Source organism: Flavobacterium sp. LC2016-23, from assembly GCF_009674775.1.
Taxonomy (GTDB): Bacteria; Bacteroidota; Bacteroidia; order Flavobacteriales; family Flavobacteriaceae; genus Flavobacterium.
In genome coordinates, this window is the sequence record NZ_WKKE01000010.1 from 131,173 (window position 1) to 149,797 (window position 18,625).

Sequence of the window (18,625 nt, forward strand, 5' to 3'; positions counted from 1 at the left end):
CTGTATCGAATCTTTAATAAATGTCTCAAAATCATAATGTAAATTGAAAAAAAAGCACATTTAACTAAACAAACGTTGATTCGTATTGATAATTATTATATTTGCACGCAATTTTTAATTAAATGAAGAAAATTTTTAATTTATTGTTATGTTTTTTTCCCTTCATTACACTGAACGCTCAAATCAATGAGATCGGTGTTTTTCTTGGTGGAAGTAACTTTGTGGGTGATGTAGGGAATACATCTTATGTTTCTCCTGACAAGCCGTCATTTGGTATTTTGTATAAGTGGAATAAAAGTCCCCGTCATGCCTATCGCTTCTCGTACACACAATCAAGTGTTATAGGAAATGATCTTGATTCGGAAGAAACGGGAAGAAGCAGAAGAGGTTACAAGTTTAAAAACAATATCAAAGAGCTTTCTGCCGGTTTAGAATTTAATTTTTTTGATTTTAACCTCCATGACTACCATCCAAAAATTACACCTTATATATATTCAGGTTTAAGTTTCTTTGCTTATGATGAATTATACGTAACATCAGGAGGACAAACCAGAAAAGAGAAAAATTCGAATTCATTGGCTATACCTATAATATTAGGAATAAAATCGAATGTAACTCCACATTTAGTTTTAGGAGCTGAAGTTGGTGCACGATACACGTTTACGGACAATATTGACGGAAGTAATCCCGACAATGGAAATTTGGCCCCGTTACGTTTTGGAAATTTAAATAATAATGACTGGTATGTCTTTTCAGGTATCACTTTAACTTATACCTTTGGACAAAAACCTTGCTATTGCGCAGAATAATAAAATGAACTTACTAGACTCTATAGATCAGACAAATTTACCCAAACATCTGGCCATTATCATGGACGGAAATGGTCGTTGGGCCAAGCAACAAGGCTTTTTAAGAGCCTTTGGCCATGAAAACGGAACAAAATCCGTAAAAAAAACGATTACAACTTGTGCTAAACTTGGCATAGAGTATTTAACCTTGTATGCTTTTTCAACAGAAAACTGGAATCGTCCAAAACTCGAAGTCGAAGCTTTGATGAAAATCCTAATCAATTCATTAAAAAAAGAACTGGTTACTCTACAGGAAAATAACATCAGACTTAAAGCTATTGGAAATCTTGATAAATTACCCAATTCGGCACAAAAAGAGCTTTTGGATGTTATTGAAAAAACAAAAAACAATACACGTCTTACTCTAACGCTGGCTTTAAGTTACGGATCACGAGAAGAATTGGTAAATGCTGTGAGAATCATCAGCGATAAAGTTAAAAATAATATAATTTCAATAGACACTATTGACGATTCAATTATAAATGAGCATCTTTACACGCAAAATTTACCCGACGTAGATTTATTAATACGAACAAGTGGAGAACATAGAATAAGTAACTTTTTGCTCTGGCAGATCGCCTATGCAGAATTATATTTTACTAATGTCTTGTGGCCAGACTTTAAAGATCAAGATTTATATGAGGCTATTATTAGTTATCAAAAAAGAGAACGTAGATTTGGAAAAACCAGTGAACAAATTAAATAATTTTTTAGTGTTACAAAAAAGAATAAAAATAGTCCTTACCCTACTTGTTTTGGGTAGTTTTTCACAAATAAAAGCACAAGAAAGAGTTCCTTTTGATCAGGGAAAAAAATATATTCTTGCTAAAGTCTCTGTTGTTGGTAAAATAAGCTTCAATGAACAAACTGTTGTTACTTTTTCAGGTCTTCAGAAAGGACAGGAAATTACTGTTCCCGGAGAAGAAATTAGTGGTGCTATTAAAAAATTAGGCAAACTTGGCCTTTTTGATGAAATTGCTTTTTATGTAAATAAAGTCGAAAATGACAGTATCTACCTTGACCTTGATATTATTGAACTTCCCAAACTAAATGAGGTTAAATTTGTGGGTATCAAGAAGAGCAAAGTAGAAGGACTTATTAAGGATAACAATTTGACTAAAAGTAAAATTGTAAACGAAAACTTAATTACAACCACCAAAAATTACATTGAGAATAAATACAAAAAAGATGGTTTTTACAACACCAAAGTAACCATTACAACTACTCGGGATACCACCTCTGGGAATCAGGTAAATATGCTTGTAAGGGTAGACAAAGGTGACAAGGTAAAGATCAGCAGTATCGATTTCATTGGCAATACGCAACTTACTGATAATAAGCTAAGAGCAGCCATGAAAGATACGAAGCAAAAAAACGTATTTCGTGTTTTAAAATCTTCCAAATTTATTCCTGAAAAATACAAAACCGACTTAGAGAAAGTAATTGCTACTTATAAAGAAAAAGGATATCGAGATGCCCGTATTATTTATGACTCTGTTACTTACAACAAGGACAAAAACATGCTTGCCATTAAAATTAAAATGGAAGAAGGAAATAAATATTACTTCGGAAATATTAAATTTTTAGGAAATACCGTGTATTCGGATCAGTTGCTGAATCGTTATCTAGGTATCAAAAAGGGAGAAGTTTACAACGGTGTCCTTCTTGAAAAAAGAATTGCAGACAAATCAAAACCGGATGCAGAAGATATTACCAATTTATATCAAAACAACGGTTATTTATTCTCAAATATTAATGCTGTAGAGGTAAAAACGGTAAATGATACTATAGATTTTGAAATTAGAGTTACCGAAGGTCCTATTGCATATTTTAATAAGATAACGGTTGTTGGAAACGACAAAACAAATGACCATGTTATTTACCGTGAGTTAAGAACCAAGCCAGGAGAAAAATACAGCAAAGAACAATTAGTAAGAACGATCCGTGAAATTGGACAACTAGGCTTCTTTGATCCTGAAGCGATCGATCCGAAATTCAAAAATGTGGATGCCGGTGCAGGAACTGTTGACATCGAATACCATGTTGTTGAAAAAGGATCCAGTCAGGTTGAACTTCAGGGAGGTTATGGCGGTGGAGGTTTTATTGGAACTCTCGGGCTTTCGTTCAATAATTTTTCTGCCAGAAATATATTCAATAAAGAATCTTACAAACCGTTACCTATGGGAGATGGTCAAAAAGTTTCGCTCCGCTTACAGGGAAGTACTTACTTTCAAACCTATAGCGTATCGTTCTCAGAACCATGGTTTGGAGGAAAAAAACCCGTACAATTTAGTTCTTCTATATCGTACAGTAAACAATACCTGAATAATTACGTTACGAGATCTGTAGATAAAAGTAAAAGTTTCAACATCCTGACCTTACAAGTTGGTCTTGCGAAAAGACTTACTGTGCCAGATGATTACTTCGTATTATCACAATCGATAAGTTATCAGCATTATGACCTGAACAATTATAATACAGGATTGTTTACCTTTGGTAATGGAGCGTCAAGAAATTTAGCATACACGATCGGACTTTCAAGAAGTAATAAAGGGGTTAATCCGATATTCCCAACTTATGGTTCGGAGTTTAGTATTTCTGCAAAAGTTACACCTCCCTATTCCTTATTTAATGGGATTGATTATTCAAAACTGGGCGACCAGAAAGAATATAAAAGGACAGCAGATGCAGATGCCACTCAAGGTGATGCCAACGGTGTAGTAATTAGAAAAGGTGATTATCTTGATGCAAAAGGAAATAAAGTAAATACATACCAGGAGGCAGCAGCAGATCCTGCGAAAGTAGATCAGAAAAAATACAACTGGTTAGAATACTACAAAGTTAAATTCAAAGCAGACTGGTATACTAAAGTATATGGAAAATTAGTTTTAAGAACGCTAACGGAATTTGGTTTCTTAGGAGCTTATGACCAGTCAAGAGGTGTAGTACCATTTGAGCGTTTCTATTTAGGTGGTGATGGTATGGCAAACTACTCAATGGATGGTAGAGAAACTATTCAGTTAAGAGGTTATCCAAACAATTCATTGACACCAATTATTGAAGATAAAACAGATTCGAGATACGGACAGCAAATTGGGGCAACCATTTATAATAAATTCTCCATGGAGTTACGTTATCCAATTACATTAAAATCATCAGCCTCTATTTATGCACTTACGTTTTTAGAAGCAGGTTCATCCTATCCAACGTTCAAAGATTACAATCCATTTGATCTTAGCCGTTCAGCGGGTGTTGGTTTACGTGTATTTATGCCGGCATTTGGATTATTGGGGATTGATTTTGGTTATGGTTTCGATGCTTTACCAGGATCTGTTACGAATAAAGCAAATGGTTGGGAAACACACTTTATCATTGGACAACAATTTTAGAGAAATAACGTTTGGTTAAAAATCATCAAATAAAGTTATGTTATGAGAAGACAATTTTTATTTATATTTTTAGCCTTGATTGTAGCTAATACAAGTCAGGCACAGACAAGATCGACAAGAATTGGCTACATAGATATGGAATATATCTTAGAAAATGTCTCTGATTATAAAGAAGCAACAGCACAATTAGAGTTAAAAGCTCAAAAATGGAAACAGGAAATTGAATCCAAAAAATTAGAAATTAATAAGCTAAAGGAAAGTCTCAAAGCTGAAAAAGCATTACTTACCAAAGAGCTGATTGACGAAAGAGAAACAGAAATTAAATTTCTGGAAACAGAAATGTTAGATTATCAGCAAAAGCAATTTGGAGCTGACGGAAATTTAATCCGTCATAAAACTGCTTTGGCAAAACCGATCCAGGATCAGGTTTTTACAGCTGTTCAGGATATTGCGGAAGCCAAAAATTATGATTTTGTTTTTGATAAATCTGCTGATCTGACCATGCTTTTCAGTAATAAAAGATTTGACATCAGCGATCAGGTGATCCGTGTCTTAAACAGAACTGATAAACGGGAACAATTGACTAAAAAACAATTGAAACAGCAGGAGGCAAAAGAAAATATTGAAAATGAGATTGATGAAAATCCTGCAATGAAAGACAGACAGAAAGTACTGGATGACAGGAAAGCCGCAAGAGAAAAACTGATTCAGGACAGAAAACTGGAACAGGAAGCTAAGAAAAAAGAATACGAAGATAAAAGAAAAGCAATAGCAGCAGAAAGAGAAGCCAGGAAAAATGGCACGGTTTCTGAACCAGCTAAGACAGATGGAACAACTGACAAACCTGCTGCCGCAACAGAAACGAAAACAACAACTGCTGAGCCCGCAGCTACTAACAGTAAAGCCGAAGAAAGACAAAAACTTTTCGAACAGCGAAAAAAGGAATTAGAAGAGAGAAAAAAGAAAATTTTAGAAGAAAGAGAAGCGGCTAAAAAAGCAAAAGAAGCCGAAACACAAAAAACAAATACGACCAATAATTAATTAATATTTTAAAAATGATGAAACAAATCAAAACTTTACTAATTGCTGCTATGCTAATGTTAGGAGCGAGTAATTCAATGAACGCACAGGCTAAGGTAGCTCATGTTGATGTTAGCGAGATTATGTCGAAAATGCCTGCAATGCTTGACGCTCAAAATCAACTGCAAAAACTAAGTGGTACCTATGATACTGAATACAAAAAAATGGTTGATGAATATCAGGTAAAAATTAAAAAGTATGAAGCTGAAGCGGCTACTGTAACTGAAGCTGTAAACGGTGACCGTTCTAAAGAAGTTCAGGACATGCAAAAAAGAATTGTTGATTACAGAGACAATGCGCAAAAAGAACTTCAACAAAAAGAAACTGATATCGTAAAACCATTAATGGAAAAAGTAAGAGCTTCTATCCAAAAAGTTGGAAAAGCTAAAGGTTTCCAATATGTATTAGATGGTTCTACACTTTTATTAGCTGATGGTCCAAACATCACTGCTGATGTAAAGAAAGACTTAGGATTCTAAAAGAAACACATTCTTTTTATAAAAAACGGCTCAGCTTTTTAAGTTTGGGCCGTTTTTTATTTCTTATAGTTTTCAATCCCAGTATTGCAGTTTTTCCGAATGAAGCTGAACCCGTTCTTTACCCCTCAACTAATTCCTTACTTCAATTAACTCCCTCACTTTTCAAAGTTGCATTTTACCTGAAATTTCAACGGGAGATCTATACTTAAAAGCAGATTTGAACTTACTATTTTATATCTATTTAAATCCTATTTTATTTAAACCCGAGATTGTAGAGAAAGATAGAAATATGTAACTTTGTCTTATGACGAATAACAATCCTATAGGCATTTTTGATTCCGGCATTGGAGGAACTTCCATCTGGAGCGCCATTCATGAACTGCTCCCAAACGAAAAAACAATTTATCTGGCTGACAGCAAAAATGCTCCTTATGGTCAAAGAACCAAAGAAGAGATTGTTGGCTTAAGCAAAAAAAACGTAGATTTTTTAATCGCAAACAATTGCAAGCTGATTGTCGTGGCCTGTAATACCGCTACTACAAATGCTATTCGTGAACTTCGTGAAACGTATGACATTCCTTTTATAGGAATTGAACCTGCTATAAAACCTGCTGCTACTAACTCAAAAACACAAGTTATAGGCATTCTGGCTACTAAGGGAACACTGAATAGTGAGTTGTTCAACAAAACTGCAGAGATGTTCCAGAACACAACAATAATTGAACAGGTAGGTCATGGACTGGTTCAGCTTATTGAAGACGGAAATCTTAATTCACCGGAAATGACGCAATTATTAGAAACCTATCTGAGACCAATGATAGATGCCAATATCGATTACCTGGTTTTAGGCTGCAGTCATTATCCGTACCTGATTCCACAGATTAAAAAAATTCTTCCCGGGCATATTCAGATTATTGATTCCGGAGAAGCTGTTGCACGTCAGACACAAAATGTACTGCGCGAAAAAGCGGGTCTTTCGGACGCAGAAAAAAGCGAACCTGTTTTTTATGTCAATTCAGATCCTGCTGTTTTAAAAGACATCCTGAAAAATAAATATACGGTTATAGAAAAAGATTTCTAAATCCCTATTCGAATTTTCGCTTAACGAACCAAATACCATCCAAAGATAAATTGAGTGATATTTTATGATAATTTTCTTTTATAAGATTATCGGAGACTTTTCCCTTTTGTCCGTAAGAATACGAGATATTCAATGCCGAAAAGGTATTTTCTATTGGCAGTGAAAGTCCGACAGATATTGCTGCATTATTGATTCTTTTTCCGTCCACTTCAAGATAGCCGGTATCAAAATTTGCACCTGCTGAATATTGAATTTTATCCCAATAGCTTCTCGTATCTTTTTTGGCCTTAAAGATAAATCCTAACGCAAACCTGTCCTGATTCACAAAATTCCCGAATAACTCCGATTGATTTGTATCATTCCAAAGACTTTTTTCATAATCTAAAGTCATATTTAAATTATTTTTGAAACGTTTACTGATTCCTATACCAATTTCCAGAGGTAAATAATAATCGTCTGTATCGGAAGCTTTATTGTATTCGAAAACACTTTCTACTCCACCCGTTATACTTTCAACACTCTGCACTTTTGTCGCCTTTACTCTGCTTGGTGCTTTAAAAGTTGAAGCAATTGTAAAAGTTGAATCAATTTTATACTGAGTTCCTAAAGTTGCGCGCACGCCTTTATAACTTGTTTCTTTATGAATCGTTGTAAGTGAATTCGAAACTACATAACTTCTTTCATCTGTAGTACTTCCAAATAACGCAGTTCCCGTAAGACCTAATGACAGTTTATTTCCGAATCGGTATCCGTATGAAAAATCAAAATTATTTAGTCCTCCCGAACCAGCTGCTGTTAAATAATAGAATTCCTGACTATTCTCAATAGGCAATTTCAAATTAGAAATTTTAAATGCCGCACTGGAATATGGTCTCAAAGCAGCGCTAAATGCCGAGTTTTTAGTTACCGGAAAAGCAAAAGCGATGTGCGAAAACTGAAAATTATTTCTCTTTTCAGTTTTTGAGCTGCTCTGGTAAGTGGTCGCTATGGCTTTTCCGCCAATATCAAACATAAAATGATTTAAAGGCAGATATCCTAAAGAAGCCGGATTGAGATTATTTATAAAATTATCTGATGGCAGAGCCATTCCTGAGGAACCAGTAGCCGGAATTGAACCAAAATCTGAATCATACAGGCTTCCTAAACCGTATAAGGAATAAGGTGAACTTGAGATACTCTGAGAGAACATGTTTAGCGACATTAAAATGAAGCCACTAAGAAAAACTATTTTATTTTTCATTTAATAAGAGATGTAATAAATTTTCAGCTGGATTTTATTGTTCAGATGTTTCTGGTCCCCTAAAACAATCCTGTTTACGGCTTTATTAATTCCCGGCAATGTCAGAATCAAAGAGGACCTTGAATCGGATTGTTTCAGTATTTCTTTTTGCAAAAAATTTCCAATTCGAAAAGAATATCCCATGTTTTCATTAAACTCATCACTCTTTTTATTTATTATTCCATATACGGCAGATCCCGAGGGACTTAATAATGTACCGCTAATTCGGTTCAGATTATCAGCGACATGCACCTGTATCGAATCGGCCAAAGGATATTGTTCGGAAAAGGAATTAGTAACCGGTTTCAAAATCAATTCGGCGTCTACAATTGCTCCATTATCTGAAATGTATTTCAGCTGTTTTATATTTGGAAAATCAATTCTGCAGGCGACTCCTGTTCCTGATTGTATAAATCCCTGCCTGTTGGTTAACGAACTCGAAAGCCTGCTGCTCGAAACTGGTAAACTCTGAAGTATTGTGCCTGATCTGTCTAATGAAATCGAGTTAAATTGTTTTCCAAAATCTGTAATCGCAAAATCGATATACAAAGATTTTTCGTCGCCGCTCTGGTACTTTGAGTAGTACATCCTGACTATGCTTGTTGACGGATTAAAACCAATAATACTTGCAGAATTAGAAACTGACGGTACAAGAACCAATCCTTTTAAGTATTCCGTAAAACTGGTAAAATCGGTAATTTCTCTCTTTTTTATTCTTTGAAAAATTTCTGATCCAAAAACGGGATCCATTTTTATATTAATGGAATCTTTTTCAACAGGCCTCGGTTTGTATGAAACGTACCCTAAACTTGCTGCGTCGTAATTTAAAGTTGAATTATTGTAAAAACTGTTATCATCAGTATTAGGCTTTATTTTCTGAAGTACCCGATGAATATTAAATGTCTGCACTTTTGTAGTATCTCCGTAAAAATAATTATTATACTTTAAAATCATGGAAATAGAATCAAAAACGTAATTAACAGCCTGCGTATCAGAGCCTGCACTTGGTAGGGAATAGGTGTCCGACTGCAATTGAAAATAACTATCGGATTTTACTTTTCCGAAAATGGGGTCGTCATAATTTCCTATCAAAATTCTGCTTTGATTTGAAGTCACGAGCGAGTCAAAATTTATGGTTGACATTTCGACCGTAACGGTATCAATTAAAATCACTTTATTATTGACCGCCAGATAATCCGAACCTACCACAAACTCTCCCGCATCAGTATCTGTTCCGCATGAAAATAGGGTAAAAGCAAAAAACAACATTACTATAAACTTGTGCATAATCATATTTTTGCACAAATATAAATGCCGCTCTTCTGCATCACACTATAACATATACAGTCAGGCCTTTTTGTACTATAAAAAGCAAAAAAACATCTATAACAGGCTTATATAAACAAATAGATCATTCAGCCATAAAAAAGGCTGTTTAGTCTATCAAAAAGTGCCATACATATATCTTCTTTTTTTTAAAAACATTAGGCACCTACTTTTGAGCCAATAATATAAGTAATGAAAATAAGGCTTTTAATAGGTTCTCTTTTTTTGATTTCATTTTATAATATGAAAGCGCAGCAAAATTTTTCTGCTGAAATGAATATTAAAACGGAACCAACAGCAAAAATTGATTTTAATGAAACGAATGCAGTACTGTCATTTCATAAAAAAATCAGTACTACTAATACCATAACCAATACATTAGCATACACGAATTTGAAAGTAAATTATGAGTCAGGGAGTTTTAAAACCTTTGAAAGACCGGATAATTTTAACCGGCTTCAAAACAAATTTGAAATCACGAAGGAGTTTTCAAATACAACAAAGCTGAATATTAATGTTATCCCGACTGTTAATTTTCAGCAAAACCTTGATGCTTCTGATTTTTCGCTTTTGGGAAGTCTTGAAATCAGGCAGCAACTGAATTCAAAATTGAGTATCAATGTCGGAGCTGCCAGAACAGCCATTTTTGGATATGCTGCATTCATTCCTACGCTGTCCTTAAATTATAATGTAAATGATAAAAGTGCTTTGCTGATCGGATTTCCGGATTCCAGATTCTCTTACAGTAATAATATTCGAAATACGTTCAGCCTGACCAATACCTTTAACGGCAGCTTTTACAATCTGGATGATTCAATTAATCAGACGGACAAAGCTTCTAAGGTTAGTATGTCGCAAATGACATCTGCTTTCGAATATGAAAGAAATGTAGACAAAAACTGGTTTATAAACCTGAAGGCCGGCTATGATTTTAATAAAAAATACAATCTTATCGACGAAGAAAATCATAAAGTCTATGATTTTAATACCGGTAACGGGTACATTTTAGGAATCGGGATCAAATACAAACAATAAATAAATTTAATACACTATGAATAATCTAAAAAAAGGAATATTATTCGCGGCACTGCTTTCCAGCCTGTTTTTTATCGGCTGTAGTAACGACGATGACGATGACGATTTAATTGGAAACTGGATAAAAAAATCATCCTTTGACGGGCCTGCAAGATCCAGTGCTACCAGCTTTGTTATTGGAGACTATGCTTATGTAGCTACCGGCTATACCGGAGATGAATATTTAAAAGATTTATGGGCTTATAATTCAAATGGTGATTATTGGGAACAAAAAGCAGATTTCACAGGTATTGGAAGAAGTTCTGCCTCAAGTTTTACGCTAAACGACAAAGGATATGTTGGTCTTGGCTATGACGGGACGAATAAACTAAAAGATTTTTATCAATATGACCCTGCAGCCAACAGCTGGACCCAGAAAACGGATTTTGCAGGTACGGCAAGATATGCTGCCGTAGGTTTTCAGGCAGGGGGAAAAGCGTATTTTGGAACGGGTTATGACGGAAACTATTTAAAAGACTTCTACCGATATGACGATCAGACCAATACATGGACACTTATGAACGGATTTAGCGGAAATAAGAGACGTAATGCGTCTGTATTCGTAATTAATGACAAAGCCTATCTGGTCACCGGAATTAATAACGGTGTCTATCAGGAAGATTTTTGGGAATTTAATCCTGCTACCGATGTCTGGACCCGAAAAAGAGACATAGACAAGGATGAGGACGACGATGACTCTTACAACGATGACTATTCTATTGTTCGCTCTAATGCGTCCGGTTTTGCCTTGAACGGATTAGGATATATTGTAGGTGGCGAAGGGCTGAGCACCATTTGGGAATATAATCCATCAACTGATCTCTGGACTGAAAGAACTTCTATGGAAGGTGCCTCAAGAACAGATGCCGTTGGTTTTACGATCAATAACCGCAGTTTCTATATGTTAGGAAGAATAGGTTCTACTTATTATGATGATGCCTGGGAATTTAAACCGTTAGAGGAACAAAATGATGATGACAATTAATACAAAAAAATTCTTCCGGCTATTGAACCGGAAGAATTTCTTATTTATTTTACTTGCTTTGCAGCTGACAGCCTGTACCAAAAACAATACATTAAAAACGGAAACCTTTAAAACAGCTTCAGGATGGGGATATTCCATTACCTACAAAGATAAAATCATTATCAGACAATCTATTATCCCTGTAATAAACGATTCTAAAAGTTTTTCGACAGAAGAAGATGCTCTTAAAGTTGCCAATCTGGTCGAAAAAAAACTCAGCCAAAACATATCGCCAACGGTAACTAAAAATGATTTAATTTTATTAAAAATAAAATTCTAAATGAACATAGGTGCCATAAAAAATACCAGCTCAAACAAAATCCTGTTCCATGTCATTATATGGGTTTTCTTTATCCTGACTTCATTGATTCAATTTTACGAAAGTCCGTTTACGATTAGTAATGATTTTTATGTACAATGGTTTACCGGTATTGTTTTGTTTTATCTGAACTATTTTTATTTGGTTCCTGTCTTGCTGTTGGAAAAAAAGTACTGGCTTTATTTCGTTTTTGTTTTAGCATTAATCATTCTTTTTATGATTATAAGGATGAATTACTTCATGCCTGAATTTAGACCGGTACGACCACCACTCAGAATGGCTCCTCCTCCCGAAAGCGTGAGGTTATACTTAAAAGGCCACTCTGTTCGGGCAGTAATGGCAAAACAGCCTTTATTTTTTAAGATTGGTCCTTCTCTTTTTTACATTTTGATTATTACGATTAGTGCTATTATCAGAACATTAACTGAATTTTATAACAATCAACAAAACAAATTAATTGCCGAAACCCACAGGACTAATACTGAATTGATTTATTTAAGAAAACAAACCAATCCGCATTTTTTATTCAATTCATTAAATAGTATTTATTCACTGGCACACAAGAAATCTGATTTGGTCCCTGATGCCATCGTGACATTATCTGAATTAATGCGGTATATGCTGTATGAAACAGACAATCAAACGGTGGCTTTAGAAAAAGAAATCAACTACATTCAAAATTACATCGAATTACAAAAACTCAGGCTCAACAACATAGAGGACATTGTAATAAATGTTCATGGTGACACCAGACATCAGTTTATTGAACCTTTGCTGCTGATTTCTTTTGTAGAAAATGCTTTTAAATATGGTACCGATTACAAAGGCGCCGCGCATGTAAAAATCAAAATTTTCATATTAGACAACAATCTTGATTTCTGGATAGAAAACACAATTGAAAATTATGTGAAAGACCCCGAAAATTCAGGGATTGGATTAGTAAATATTCAAAGTCGCCTGGATTTACTTTATCCAAATGCACATGAACTTGCCATAACACAGGACAGCAAGTTCTATCGGGTGCATTTGAACCTGAAATTAGACAGCATTCAAACCGCAATAAATTAAGAACGTTATGGACAGAAAAAAATTTATCCGAAATGGTATTTTAGGAATTGCTTCATTAGCAACCGCTGCCAAATTATTAGAATCCTGCTCTAAAGACGACAACAACAATGACGATGCCAATGCTTCAGCTGATGGAAGCTGTACCGTTTCCCCTTCTGAAACCAAAGGTCCGTTTCCGATAAAAACACCAAGTCAGTTAGTTTTGGAAAACATCAAATCAGACCGAATCGGGATCGCCCTTCTTATCAATTTAACAATCGAAAACAAAAACAATAGCTGCTTACCCCTCGAAGGTGTTCTGGTTGATGTCTGGCATTGTGATAAAGACGGAAACTATTCGGAATACGGAGGAACCGGAATGCAGCAAACAGATTATACCGCAGTTCATTTTCTGAGAGGCAGACAAACTACATCTTCTAAAGGCGAAGTATCTTTTCTTTCGATTTTTCCCGGCTGGTATCAGGGCAGGGCGCCACATGTACATGTTGAAGTTCTAACCAGCAGCGGCACTTCGTTACTGGTAACCCAAATTGCATTTCCTGAAAATATTTCCAGTGCGGTATATTCAAGTACTAATTATGTTTCTCACGGACAGGCTGATACCTCTAACACCAAAGACAATGTGTTTTCGGACAGTTTAGCAAATGAATTAGCAACACTAACAGGCAATTTAACAGATGGTTATACCCTGAGCAAAACTATTGTTGTAAACGCGTAATTTAATCCGTAAAACGTATTTTATGAAAACTTTAAAACTTATTTTAGGGGTTTCAGACTACTTTTGAGCACCAAACCAAATTTAAGAATCTAATTTCAGGCAAATGAAATGTGTAATTATAGACGATGAACCTTTAGCAGTTGAATTATTAGAAGATTTTGTGAGAAAGATAGATTCGCTTGAATTGGTGAGTACCTTCAACAATGCCATCGATGCTGTTTCTTTCATCAATCAGAACAATGTCGATTTGATTTTTCTGGATATTCAGATGCCGCATTTCTCCGGAATTGAATTTCTGAACACGATCGAAAAAAAGCCTCTGATTATTTTTACCACTGCCTATTCCGATTATGCCGTTGAAGGCTTCAACCTTGGCGCTGTTGATTATCTGGTAAAACCAATTCCTTTTCACCGCTTTTTAAAATCAGTCGTAAGGGCACAACAGATTTTAAATCCGGCTGCTCCTATTCAAACCATTTCGGAAACCACTGCAGCTCAGGAAGCAGAACAGGATTTCATGTTTGTGAGAGCCGAATATGAAAATGTAAAGATGAATTTTTCGGATATCTTATTTATCGAAGGCCTGAAAGATTACGTGAAAATCTATACCACAGACAATAAATTTACGCTAACCTTAATCAGCTTAATAAAACTCGAAAATTTACTTTCCAGTAAAGGATTTTCAAGAATTCACAGGTCGTATATCATCAATATAAAGCATGTAAAATCAATACAAAAAAATAAAGTTCTGATTAGTGACAAACGAATTCCGATTAGTGAAAGCTACAAAAATGCTTTCTTCGAAAAAATCAATTTATAGCCTTTAAAAAAAAATCAAAATAGAAATTCCAAATTCCAATAAGCATCAAGCTTGGAATTTGGAATTTCTATTTTTGGAATTTACTAAATTATTTTTCGTCTTTAAACCAGCCCGAATACATGACATAATTGTTAGAAATACGCTCAATTTCTCCCGCAAAGTCAGACTGATCAATCTCTTTTACTTTTCTTGCCGGCACACCTGCATAAATGCTGCCTGACGTGACAACCATATTTTGCGTTAAAACGGCTCCGGCTGCCACAATAGAATTGCTTTCGATCACACAGTTATCCATTACAATAGCACCCATTCCGATTAAAACATTATCGTGAATTGTACAGCCGTGTACAATTGCGTTATGACCTATCGAAACATTATTACCTATTATAGTCGGATGTTTCTGGTACGTACAGTGAATAACAGCACCGTCCTGAATATTGACTTTATTTCCTATTTTAATGAAATGTACATCACCGCGTATAACAGCGTTAAACCAAACACTGCAGGAATCTCCAAAAGTAACGTCTCCAACAATAGTTGCGTTTTCGGCCACATAACAATCCTCAGGAATGGATGGAGATTTTCCGTTTACAGATTTAATTAACATAACAAAAGATTTTAATTAATAGCAGGACAATTACAATCGTAACGTTCCTTTTTACAAAACAAATTGACTCCTAAAGTAATCTGGTGATAACCACCGGTATCAAATTTCACGTCTCCGGTAACCTGAGAATAAGTGTAAGCAAACATGAAATTTTTATAATTCAAACCTATAATAGGTGTAATATATTGTAATTTTTGAGAAGCAACCCCATTTCCGGCACTATATTGTGCGCCATCAAAACTTCTTCTGTACGATAACGCCGCCCATAAGCTTCCGAAATCCATATTTTTATAAGCCTTTACATTTACATCTATTGACTTTTCCTTTGTCTCGTCAAACAGCTGAAATAAAACGGAAGGTTCCCAGGTAATACTTTCTCTTTTTCCGAAAACATACCCTGCACTCAACAGATATTTCCTTAAATTATTACTTTCATATTCTGTATATAATTCCCTTCTGGTTTCTAAAACACCCTGAACAGTAGCATGAGCATAAAAATTCAAATAATTATAAGATGCTCCAAAATCGACATTAAAATAAGAATCCTTCTGAATCGATCCGAAAACAAGAGGATCAAAGGTAGTTCCAAATTGCGTTTCGTCCAGCTGACTCTGGATTACTCCGCCACTTATACCAAAAGAAAGCTGATTCAAATCAACTTCATCTCGTGAAAACATAATATGGTGTGCATAAGTAAGCTTCAGTCCTTTTTGCGAATGGTAGCCATTTTTATCATTAAAAACAATAATTCCGGCTCCCGAACGCTCTCCTATCCTTCCATTAAAACTTAAAGTCTGAAGAGACGGCGCATCTTCCTGGCCAAACCATTGTTTTCGGGCTGTCAATCGTATTTTCGCACAATTGGCAGCTCCCGCCATGGAAGGATGGATTAAATAATAATTATCGGATAAATAGTCTGAATAAACTGGAATGCCTTCTTGTGAATAAGAGTATAAAGAGGTAACCAAAAAAATAAATAAAACCTTGATTCTAAATTCCATAAAGGCAATTTTGTTTAAATATATTTTTGACTCTTCTATTTTAATACGATTAATTTGAAAAGAGTCTTAATTATTTTATTAAAAAACCAAATATAGGTATTAGTAGAAAATAACTTTACTAAATTTGCCAAAAAATACAACTCATGACAAAAATCACTATAAAAGAAACTCAAAATCCAACGATCTTAAAGTTTGAGTTTGAAGATTTCATTACTCAGAATCAAAATTTTGAATTTAAAAATATCGATGAGGCAAGTGCTTCTCCACTGGCACAGCAACTATTCTATCTTCCGTTTGTAAAAACAGTCTATATCTCCGGTAATTTTATTGCCATTGAAAGATACAGTATTGTAGAATGGGACGACGTAAAAGATGCTGTTGCCGAACAAATTACTGCATTTGTAGACAAAGGCGGCGTGATTATAAAAATTGACGAAAACGCTGCTAAAAAACAGCCGATTACCGTTTATGGCGAGTCAACTCCGAATCCTTCGGCACTAAAATTTGTCGTAAGCAGAATGCTGACCAGAAACGCTGTAGAATATAAAAATATCGACCAGACCGCTTCTTCTCCATTGGCAAAGGAATTGTTTAAATTCCCATATGTAAAAGAGGTTTTTATTGATGAAAATTATATTTCGGTAACCAAATATGACATCAATGACTGGCAGGAAATCACACTTGAAGTCCGAACTTTTATCAAACAGTTTATTGAAAACGGAGGAACTGTTTTAGACGAAACTTTAATCGAAGTTGCTACTAAAAACGACATTACCAAAGATGAAGCTTTTGACAAATTAGATGTGACTTCCCAACAAATCATTAACATCCTGGAGGAATATGTAAAACCGGCAGTAGCGGCTGACGGAGGAAATATTGCTTTTGAGTCCTATAATGAAGATGACAAGACCGTTAAAGTAATTTTACAAGGGGCCTGCAGTGGTTGTCCTTCTTCTACTTTTACGCTTAAAAGTGGTATCGAAAATATGCTGAAAAGTATGCTGAACGATGAGGCTATTAAAGTGGAAGCAATAAATGCATAAAAAAAATCCTAAAAAACAGAAGCGCCTTAATAATAAAGGCGCTTTTTTTATACAATCGTATCTCTTTAATTTTCAATAAATTATTCCAATTATAACACTATAAATTCTGTAGAAATAGTTAATATTGTACTATAAACTAATCTAAAACCAGAAACTATGGGATTATCTTCTTTCTTTAAGAATCTATTTGGCTCAGCCAAAGATTCAGCTACAGATTTGGCCAATCAGGCAGAAACTACTTTTGATCACGCTAAAGAAGCTGCTGCTCCTTACATTGACAAGGCAGAGGCTTTTGCGGAGGAGACGATTGCCAAAGCTAAAGAAGCCTCTGAACCGCTTCTTAACAGCGCAGCCGAATATGCGCATCAGGCAAAAGACATTGTAAGTGAGTATGTGGAAAAAGCCTCAGATTCCATCAGTGACGTAATCGATTCTGTAAAAGAAAAAACAAGCGAAGTTTCCGGCGAAACTAAAACTATCGTCCCCGAAACCGTAGTAGATAACGTTGAAACAACGACCGCAACAGACGAAATTATCGACACTATTCCTCCTAAGGAATAACAACTCATTTTTTCTTATAAAAAGAAATATAGCTATATTTGCAGCATTAATACGCCTTCTCTTTTGAGAAGGTTTTTTTATTCGAAAAAAAATGAACATTGATCCCAATCAGGTTAGCAATTACGTGACCAAATATGCTGACGTATTAGTTGATTATTCTCTTAAATTAGTTTCTGCCTTTATTATTTTATTTGTTGGTATATATGCCATCCGATTAATAAACAGGATCATTACGAAGGTAATGGTACAAAGAAATTTAGACCCTACATTAACCAAATTCCTGTCGGACATCCTGATATGGGCACTCCGAATTTTATTGTTTGTTACTTTTATTTCGAAACTCGGAATTGAGACTTCTTCATTTGTGGCAATTTTAGGAGCGATGGGGCTTGCCGTTGGTTTATCCCTGCAAGGTTCCCTTTCTAATTTTGCAGGCGGAATGTTAATTATCGTTTTCAAACCTTTTAAAGTAGGAGATACCATCGAGGCACAGGGCGTTATAGCAACTGTACTCGAAATTCAGATTTTCATCACCAAAATGCTGACCGCGAACAACCAAACTGTATTTGTACCTAACGGTGCCTTATCAAACGGAACTATTATTAATTATTCGATGCAGGGAGAAAGAAGAGCCGATCTGACTTTTGCTGTTTCCTACGATTCAGATATAAAAAAAGCTAAGGAAGTGCTTTTGGAAGTTTTAAACACAAATCCTAAAGTCCTTAAAAAGCCGGCACCAGAGGTTTTTGTTAAAAATTTAACGGCGAGTTCTATTGAGTTTTCCGTACGCCCATGGGCCAAAAACGAAAATTACGGAGTTGTTTTTTCCCAGACACTGGAAAATTGTAAAGCAGCGTTAGACGAAGCCGGAATTGCTATTCAGCCGTATACGCTTCAAAAATAGCAGA

Annotated in this window: 19 protein-coding genes; 15 read left to right on the forward strand and 4 right to left on the reverse strand. The window is 35.1% G+C overall.

Going from position 1 to position 18,625, the window contains the following annotated elements; genetic code table 11:
- Positions 1-122: 122 nt before the first annotated feature.
- The 6 genes from GJU43_RS10475 to murI all read left to right on the forward strand — a co-directional run bounded on the left by GJU43_RS10475 (position 123) and on the right by murI (position 6,877).
- Positions 123-809 carry a DUF6089 family protein gene (locus tag GJU43_RS10475; RefSeq protein WP_154340711.1) on the forward strand — a complete coding sequence of 229 codons (687 nt, stop codon included), beginning with the start codon at positions 123-125 and terminating at the stop codon, positions 807-809.
- A gap of 4 nt (positions 810-813) precedes the next feature.
- Complete coding sequence (locus GJU43_RS10480) at positions 814-1,554, forward strand: isoprenyl transferase (protein WP_154340712.1); 741 nt, start codon at positions 814-816, stop codon at positions 1,552-1,554.
- On the forward strand, positions 1,487-4,237 hold the full coding sequence (locus GJU43_RS10485; protein ID WP_154340713.1) for an outer membrane protein assembly factor: 2,751 nt from the start codon (positions 1,487-1,489) through the stop codon (positions 4,235-4,237). Before GJU43_RS10480 ends, GJU43_RS10485 begins: the two co-directional genes overlap by 68 nt.
- Before the next feature lie 42 nt (positions 4,238-4,279).
- Positions 4,280-5,278, forward strand: a complete 999-nt coding sequence (locus tag GJU43_RS10490; protein ID WP_154340714.1) for an OmpH family outer membrane protein — start codon at positions 4,280-4,282, stop codon at positions 5,276-5,278.
- Positions 5,279-5,292: 14 nt separating this feature from the next.
- Entirely contained in the window at positions 5,293-5,796 is a 504-nt protein-coding gene (locus GJU43_RS10495) for an OmpH family outer membrane protein (protein WP_195760037.1), read from the forward strand.
- Positions 5,797-6,100: 304 nt separating this feature from the next.
- Positions 6,101-6,877 (forward strand): glutamate racemase, encoded by a 777-nt coding sequence (gene murI / locus GJU43_RS10500; RefSeq protein WP_154340715.1) that lies wholly within the window; start codon positions 6,101-6,103, stop codon positions 6,875-6,877.
- A gap of 4 nt (positions 6,878-6,881) precedes the next feature.
- Here murI and GJU43_RS10505 read toward each other — a convergent pair whose 3' ends face one another.
- A complete protein-coding gene (locus tag GJU43_RS10505) occupies positions 6,882-8,117 on the reverse strand; it encodes an aromatic hydrocarbon degradation protein (RefSeq protein ID WP_154340716.1) in 1,236 nt (411 codons plus the stop codon).
- Positions 8,118-9,443 (reverse strand): DUF4270 family protein, encoded by a 1,326-nt coding sequence (locus GJU43_RS10510; RefSeq protein ID WP_229655035.1) that lies wholly within the window; start codon positions 9,441-9,443, stop codon positions 8,118-8,120.
- A gap of 231 nt (positions 9,444-9,674) precedes the next feature.
- Here GJU43_RS10510 and GJU43_RS10515 point away from each other — a divergent pair, with 231 nt between their 5' ends.
- The 6 genes from GJU43_RS10515 to GJU43_RS10540 all read left to right on the forward strand — a co-directional run bounded on the left by GJU43_RS10515 (position 9,675) and on the right by GJU43_RS10540 (position 14,505).
- Positions 9,675-10,517 carry a DUF6268 family outer membrane beta-barrel protein gene (locus GJU43_RS10515; protein ID WP_154340717.1) on the forward strand — a complete coding sequence of 281 codons (843 nt, stop codon included), beginning with the start codon at positions 9,675-9,677 and terminating at the stop codon, positions 10,515-10,517.
- Between the two features lie 16 nt (positions 10,518-10,533).
- Positions 10,534-11,541, forward strand: a complete 1,008-nt coding sequence (locus GJU43_RS10520; protein WP_154340718.1) for a kelch repeat-containing protein — start codon at positions 10,534-10,536, stop codon at positions 11,539-11,541.
- A 22-nt stretch (positions 11,542-11,563) separates the two neighbouring features.
- Positions 11,564-11,860, forward strand: coding sequence for a DUF4907 domain-containing protein (locus GJU43_RS10525; RefSeq protein ID WP_229655036.1), 297 nt, complete (start codon positions 11,564-11,566; stop codon positions 11,858-11,860).
- Positions 11,861-12,967 carry a sensor histidine kinase gene (locus GJU43_RS10530; protein WP_154340720.1) on the forward strand — a complete coding sequence of 369 codons (1,107 nt, stop codon included), beginning with the start codon at positions 11,861-11,863 and terminating at the stop codon, positions 12,965-12,967.
- 7 nt (positions 12,968-12,974) lie between these two features.
- A complete protein-coding gene (locus GJU43_RS10535) occupies positions 12,975-13,685 on the forward strand; it encodes an intradiol ring-cleavage dioxygenase (RefSeq protein ID WP_154340721.1) in 711 nt (236 codons plus the stop codon).
- 103 nt (positions 13,686-13,788) lie between these two features.
- The gene (locus GJU43_RS10540; protein ID WP_154340722.1) at positions 13,789-14,505 is read left to right on the forward strand and encodes a LytTR family DNA-binding domain-containing protein; all 717 of its coding nucleotides are present in this window, start codon (positions 13,789-13,791) and stop codon (positions 14,503-14,505) included.
- 88 nt (positions 14,506-14,593) lie between these two features.
- On the opposite strand, the gene GJU43_RS10545 is transcribed toward GJU43_RS10540, so the two are convergent.
- Positions 14,594-15,112, reverse strand: coding sequence for a gamma carbonic anhydrase family protein (locus tag GJU43_RS10545; protein WP_154340723.1), 519 nt, complete (start codon positions 15,110-15,112; stop codon positions 14,594-14,596).
- An 11-nt stretch (positions 15,113-15,123) separates the two neighbouring features.
- Positions 15,124-16,113 carry a type IX secretion system membrane protein PorP/SprF gene (locus tag GJU43_RS10550; protein ID WP_154340724.1) on the reverse strand — a complete coding sequence of 330 codons (990 nt, stop codon included), beginning with the start codon at positions 16,111-16,113 and terminating at the stop codon, positions 15,124-15,126.
- A gap of 143 nt (positions 16,114-16,256) precedes the next feature.
- Here GJU43_RS10550 and GJU43_RS10555 point away from each other — a divergent pair, with 143 nt between their 5' ends.
- The 3 genes from GJU43_RS10555 (at position 16,257) to GJU43_RS10565 (ending at position 18,621) form a co-directional block, all read left to right on the forward strand.
- Positions 16,257-17,156: a NifU family protein gene (locus tag GJU43_RS10555; protein ID WP_154340725.1), complete on the forward strand. Its 900-nt coding sequence runs from the start codon at positions 16,257-16,259 to the stop codon at positions 17,154-17,156.
- A 156-nt stretch (positions 17,157-17,312) separates the two neighbouring features.
- Positions 17,313-17,717 carry a YtxH domain-containing protein gene (locus GJU43_RS10560; RefSeq protein WP_154340726.1) on the forward strand — a complete coding sequence of 135 codons (405 nt, stop codon included), beginning with the start codon at positions 17,313-17,315 and terminating at the stop codon, positions 17,715-17,717.
- Between the two features lie 91 nt (positions 17,718-17,808).
- A complete protein-coding gene (locus tag GJU43_RS10565) occupies positions 17,809-18,621 on the forward strand; it encodes a mechanosensitive ion channel family protein (RefSeq protein WP_154340727.1) in 813 nt (270 codons plus the stop codon).
- The last annotated feature ends 4 nt before the right edge of the window (positions 18,622-18,625 follow it).

Coding starts and splice junctions, on each gene's coding strand:
- GJU43_RS10475 (WP_154340711.1), top strand. CDS start 123: ATGAAGAAAATTTTTAATTTATTGTTATGTTTTTTTCCCTTCATTACA.
- GJU43_RS10480 (WP_154340712.1), top strand. CDS start 814: ATGAACTTACTAGACTCTATAGATCAGACAAATTTACCCAAACATCTG.
- GJU43_RS10485 (WP_154340713.1), top strand. CDS start 1,487: ATGAGGCTATTATTAGTTATCAAAAAAGAGAACGTAGATTTGGAAAAA.
- GJU43_RS10490 (WP_154340714.1), top strand. CDS start 4,280: ATGAGAAGACAATTTTTATTTATATTTTTAGCCTTGATTGTAGCTAAT.
- GJU43_RS10495 (WP_195760037.1), top strand. CDS start 5,293: ATGATGAAACAAATCAAAACTTTACTAATTGCTGCTATGCTAATGTTA.
- murI (WP_154340715.1), top strand. CDS start 6,101: ATGACGAATAACAATCCTATAGGCATTTTTGATTCCGGCATTGGAGGA.
- GJU43_RS10505 (WP_154340716.1), bottom strand. CDS start 8,117: ATGAAAAATAAAATAGTTTTTCTTAGTGGCTTCATTTTAATGTCGCTA.
- GJU43_RS10510 (WP_229655035.1), bottom strand. CDS start 9,443: ATGCACAAGTTTATAGTAATGTTGTTTTTTGCTTTTACCCTATTTTCA.
- GJU43_RS10515 (WP_154340717.1), top strand. CDS start 9,675: ATGAAAATAAGGCTTTTAATAGGTTCTCTTTTTTTGATTTCATTTTAT.
- GJU43_RS10520 (WP_154340718.1), top strand. CDS start 10,534: ATGAATAATCTAAAAAAAGGAATATTATTCGCGGCACTGCTTTCCAGC.
- GJU43_RS10530 (WP_154340720.1), top strand. CDS start 11,861: ATGAACATAGGTGCCATAAAAAATACCAGCTCAAACAAAATCCTGTTC.
- GJU43_RS10535 (WP_154340721.1), top strand. CDS start 12,975: ATGGACAGAAAAAAATTTATCCGAAATGGTATTTTAGGAATTGCTTCA.
- GJU43_RS10540 (WP_154340722.1), top strand. CDS start 13,789: ATGAAATGTGTAATTATAGACGATGAACCTTTAGCAGTTGAATTATTA.
- GJU43_RS10545 (WP_154340723.1), bottom strand. CDS start 15,112: ATGTTAATTAAATCTGTAAACGGAAAATCTCCATCCATTCCTGAGGAT.
- GJU43_RS10550 (WP_154340724.1), bottom strand. CDS start 16,113: ATGGAATTTAGAATCAAGGTTTTATTTATTTTTTTGGTTACCTCTTTA.
- GJU43_RS10555 (WP_154340725.1), top strand. CDS start 16,257: ATGACAAAAATCACTATAAAAGAAACTCAAAATCCAACGATCTTAAAG.
- GJU43_RS10560 (WP_154340726.1), top strand. CDS start 17,313: ATGGGATTATCTTCTTTCTTTAAGAATCTATTTGGCTCAGCCAAAGAT.
- GJU43_RS10565 (WP_154340727.1), top strand. CDS start 17,809: ATGAACATTGATCCCAATCAGGTTAGCAATTACGTGACCAAATATGCT.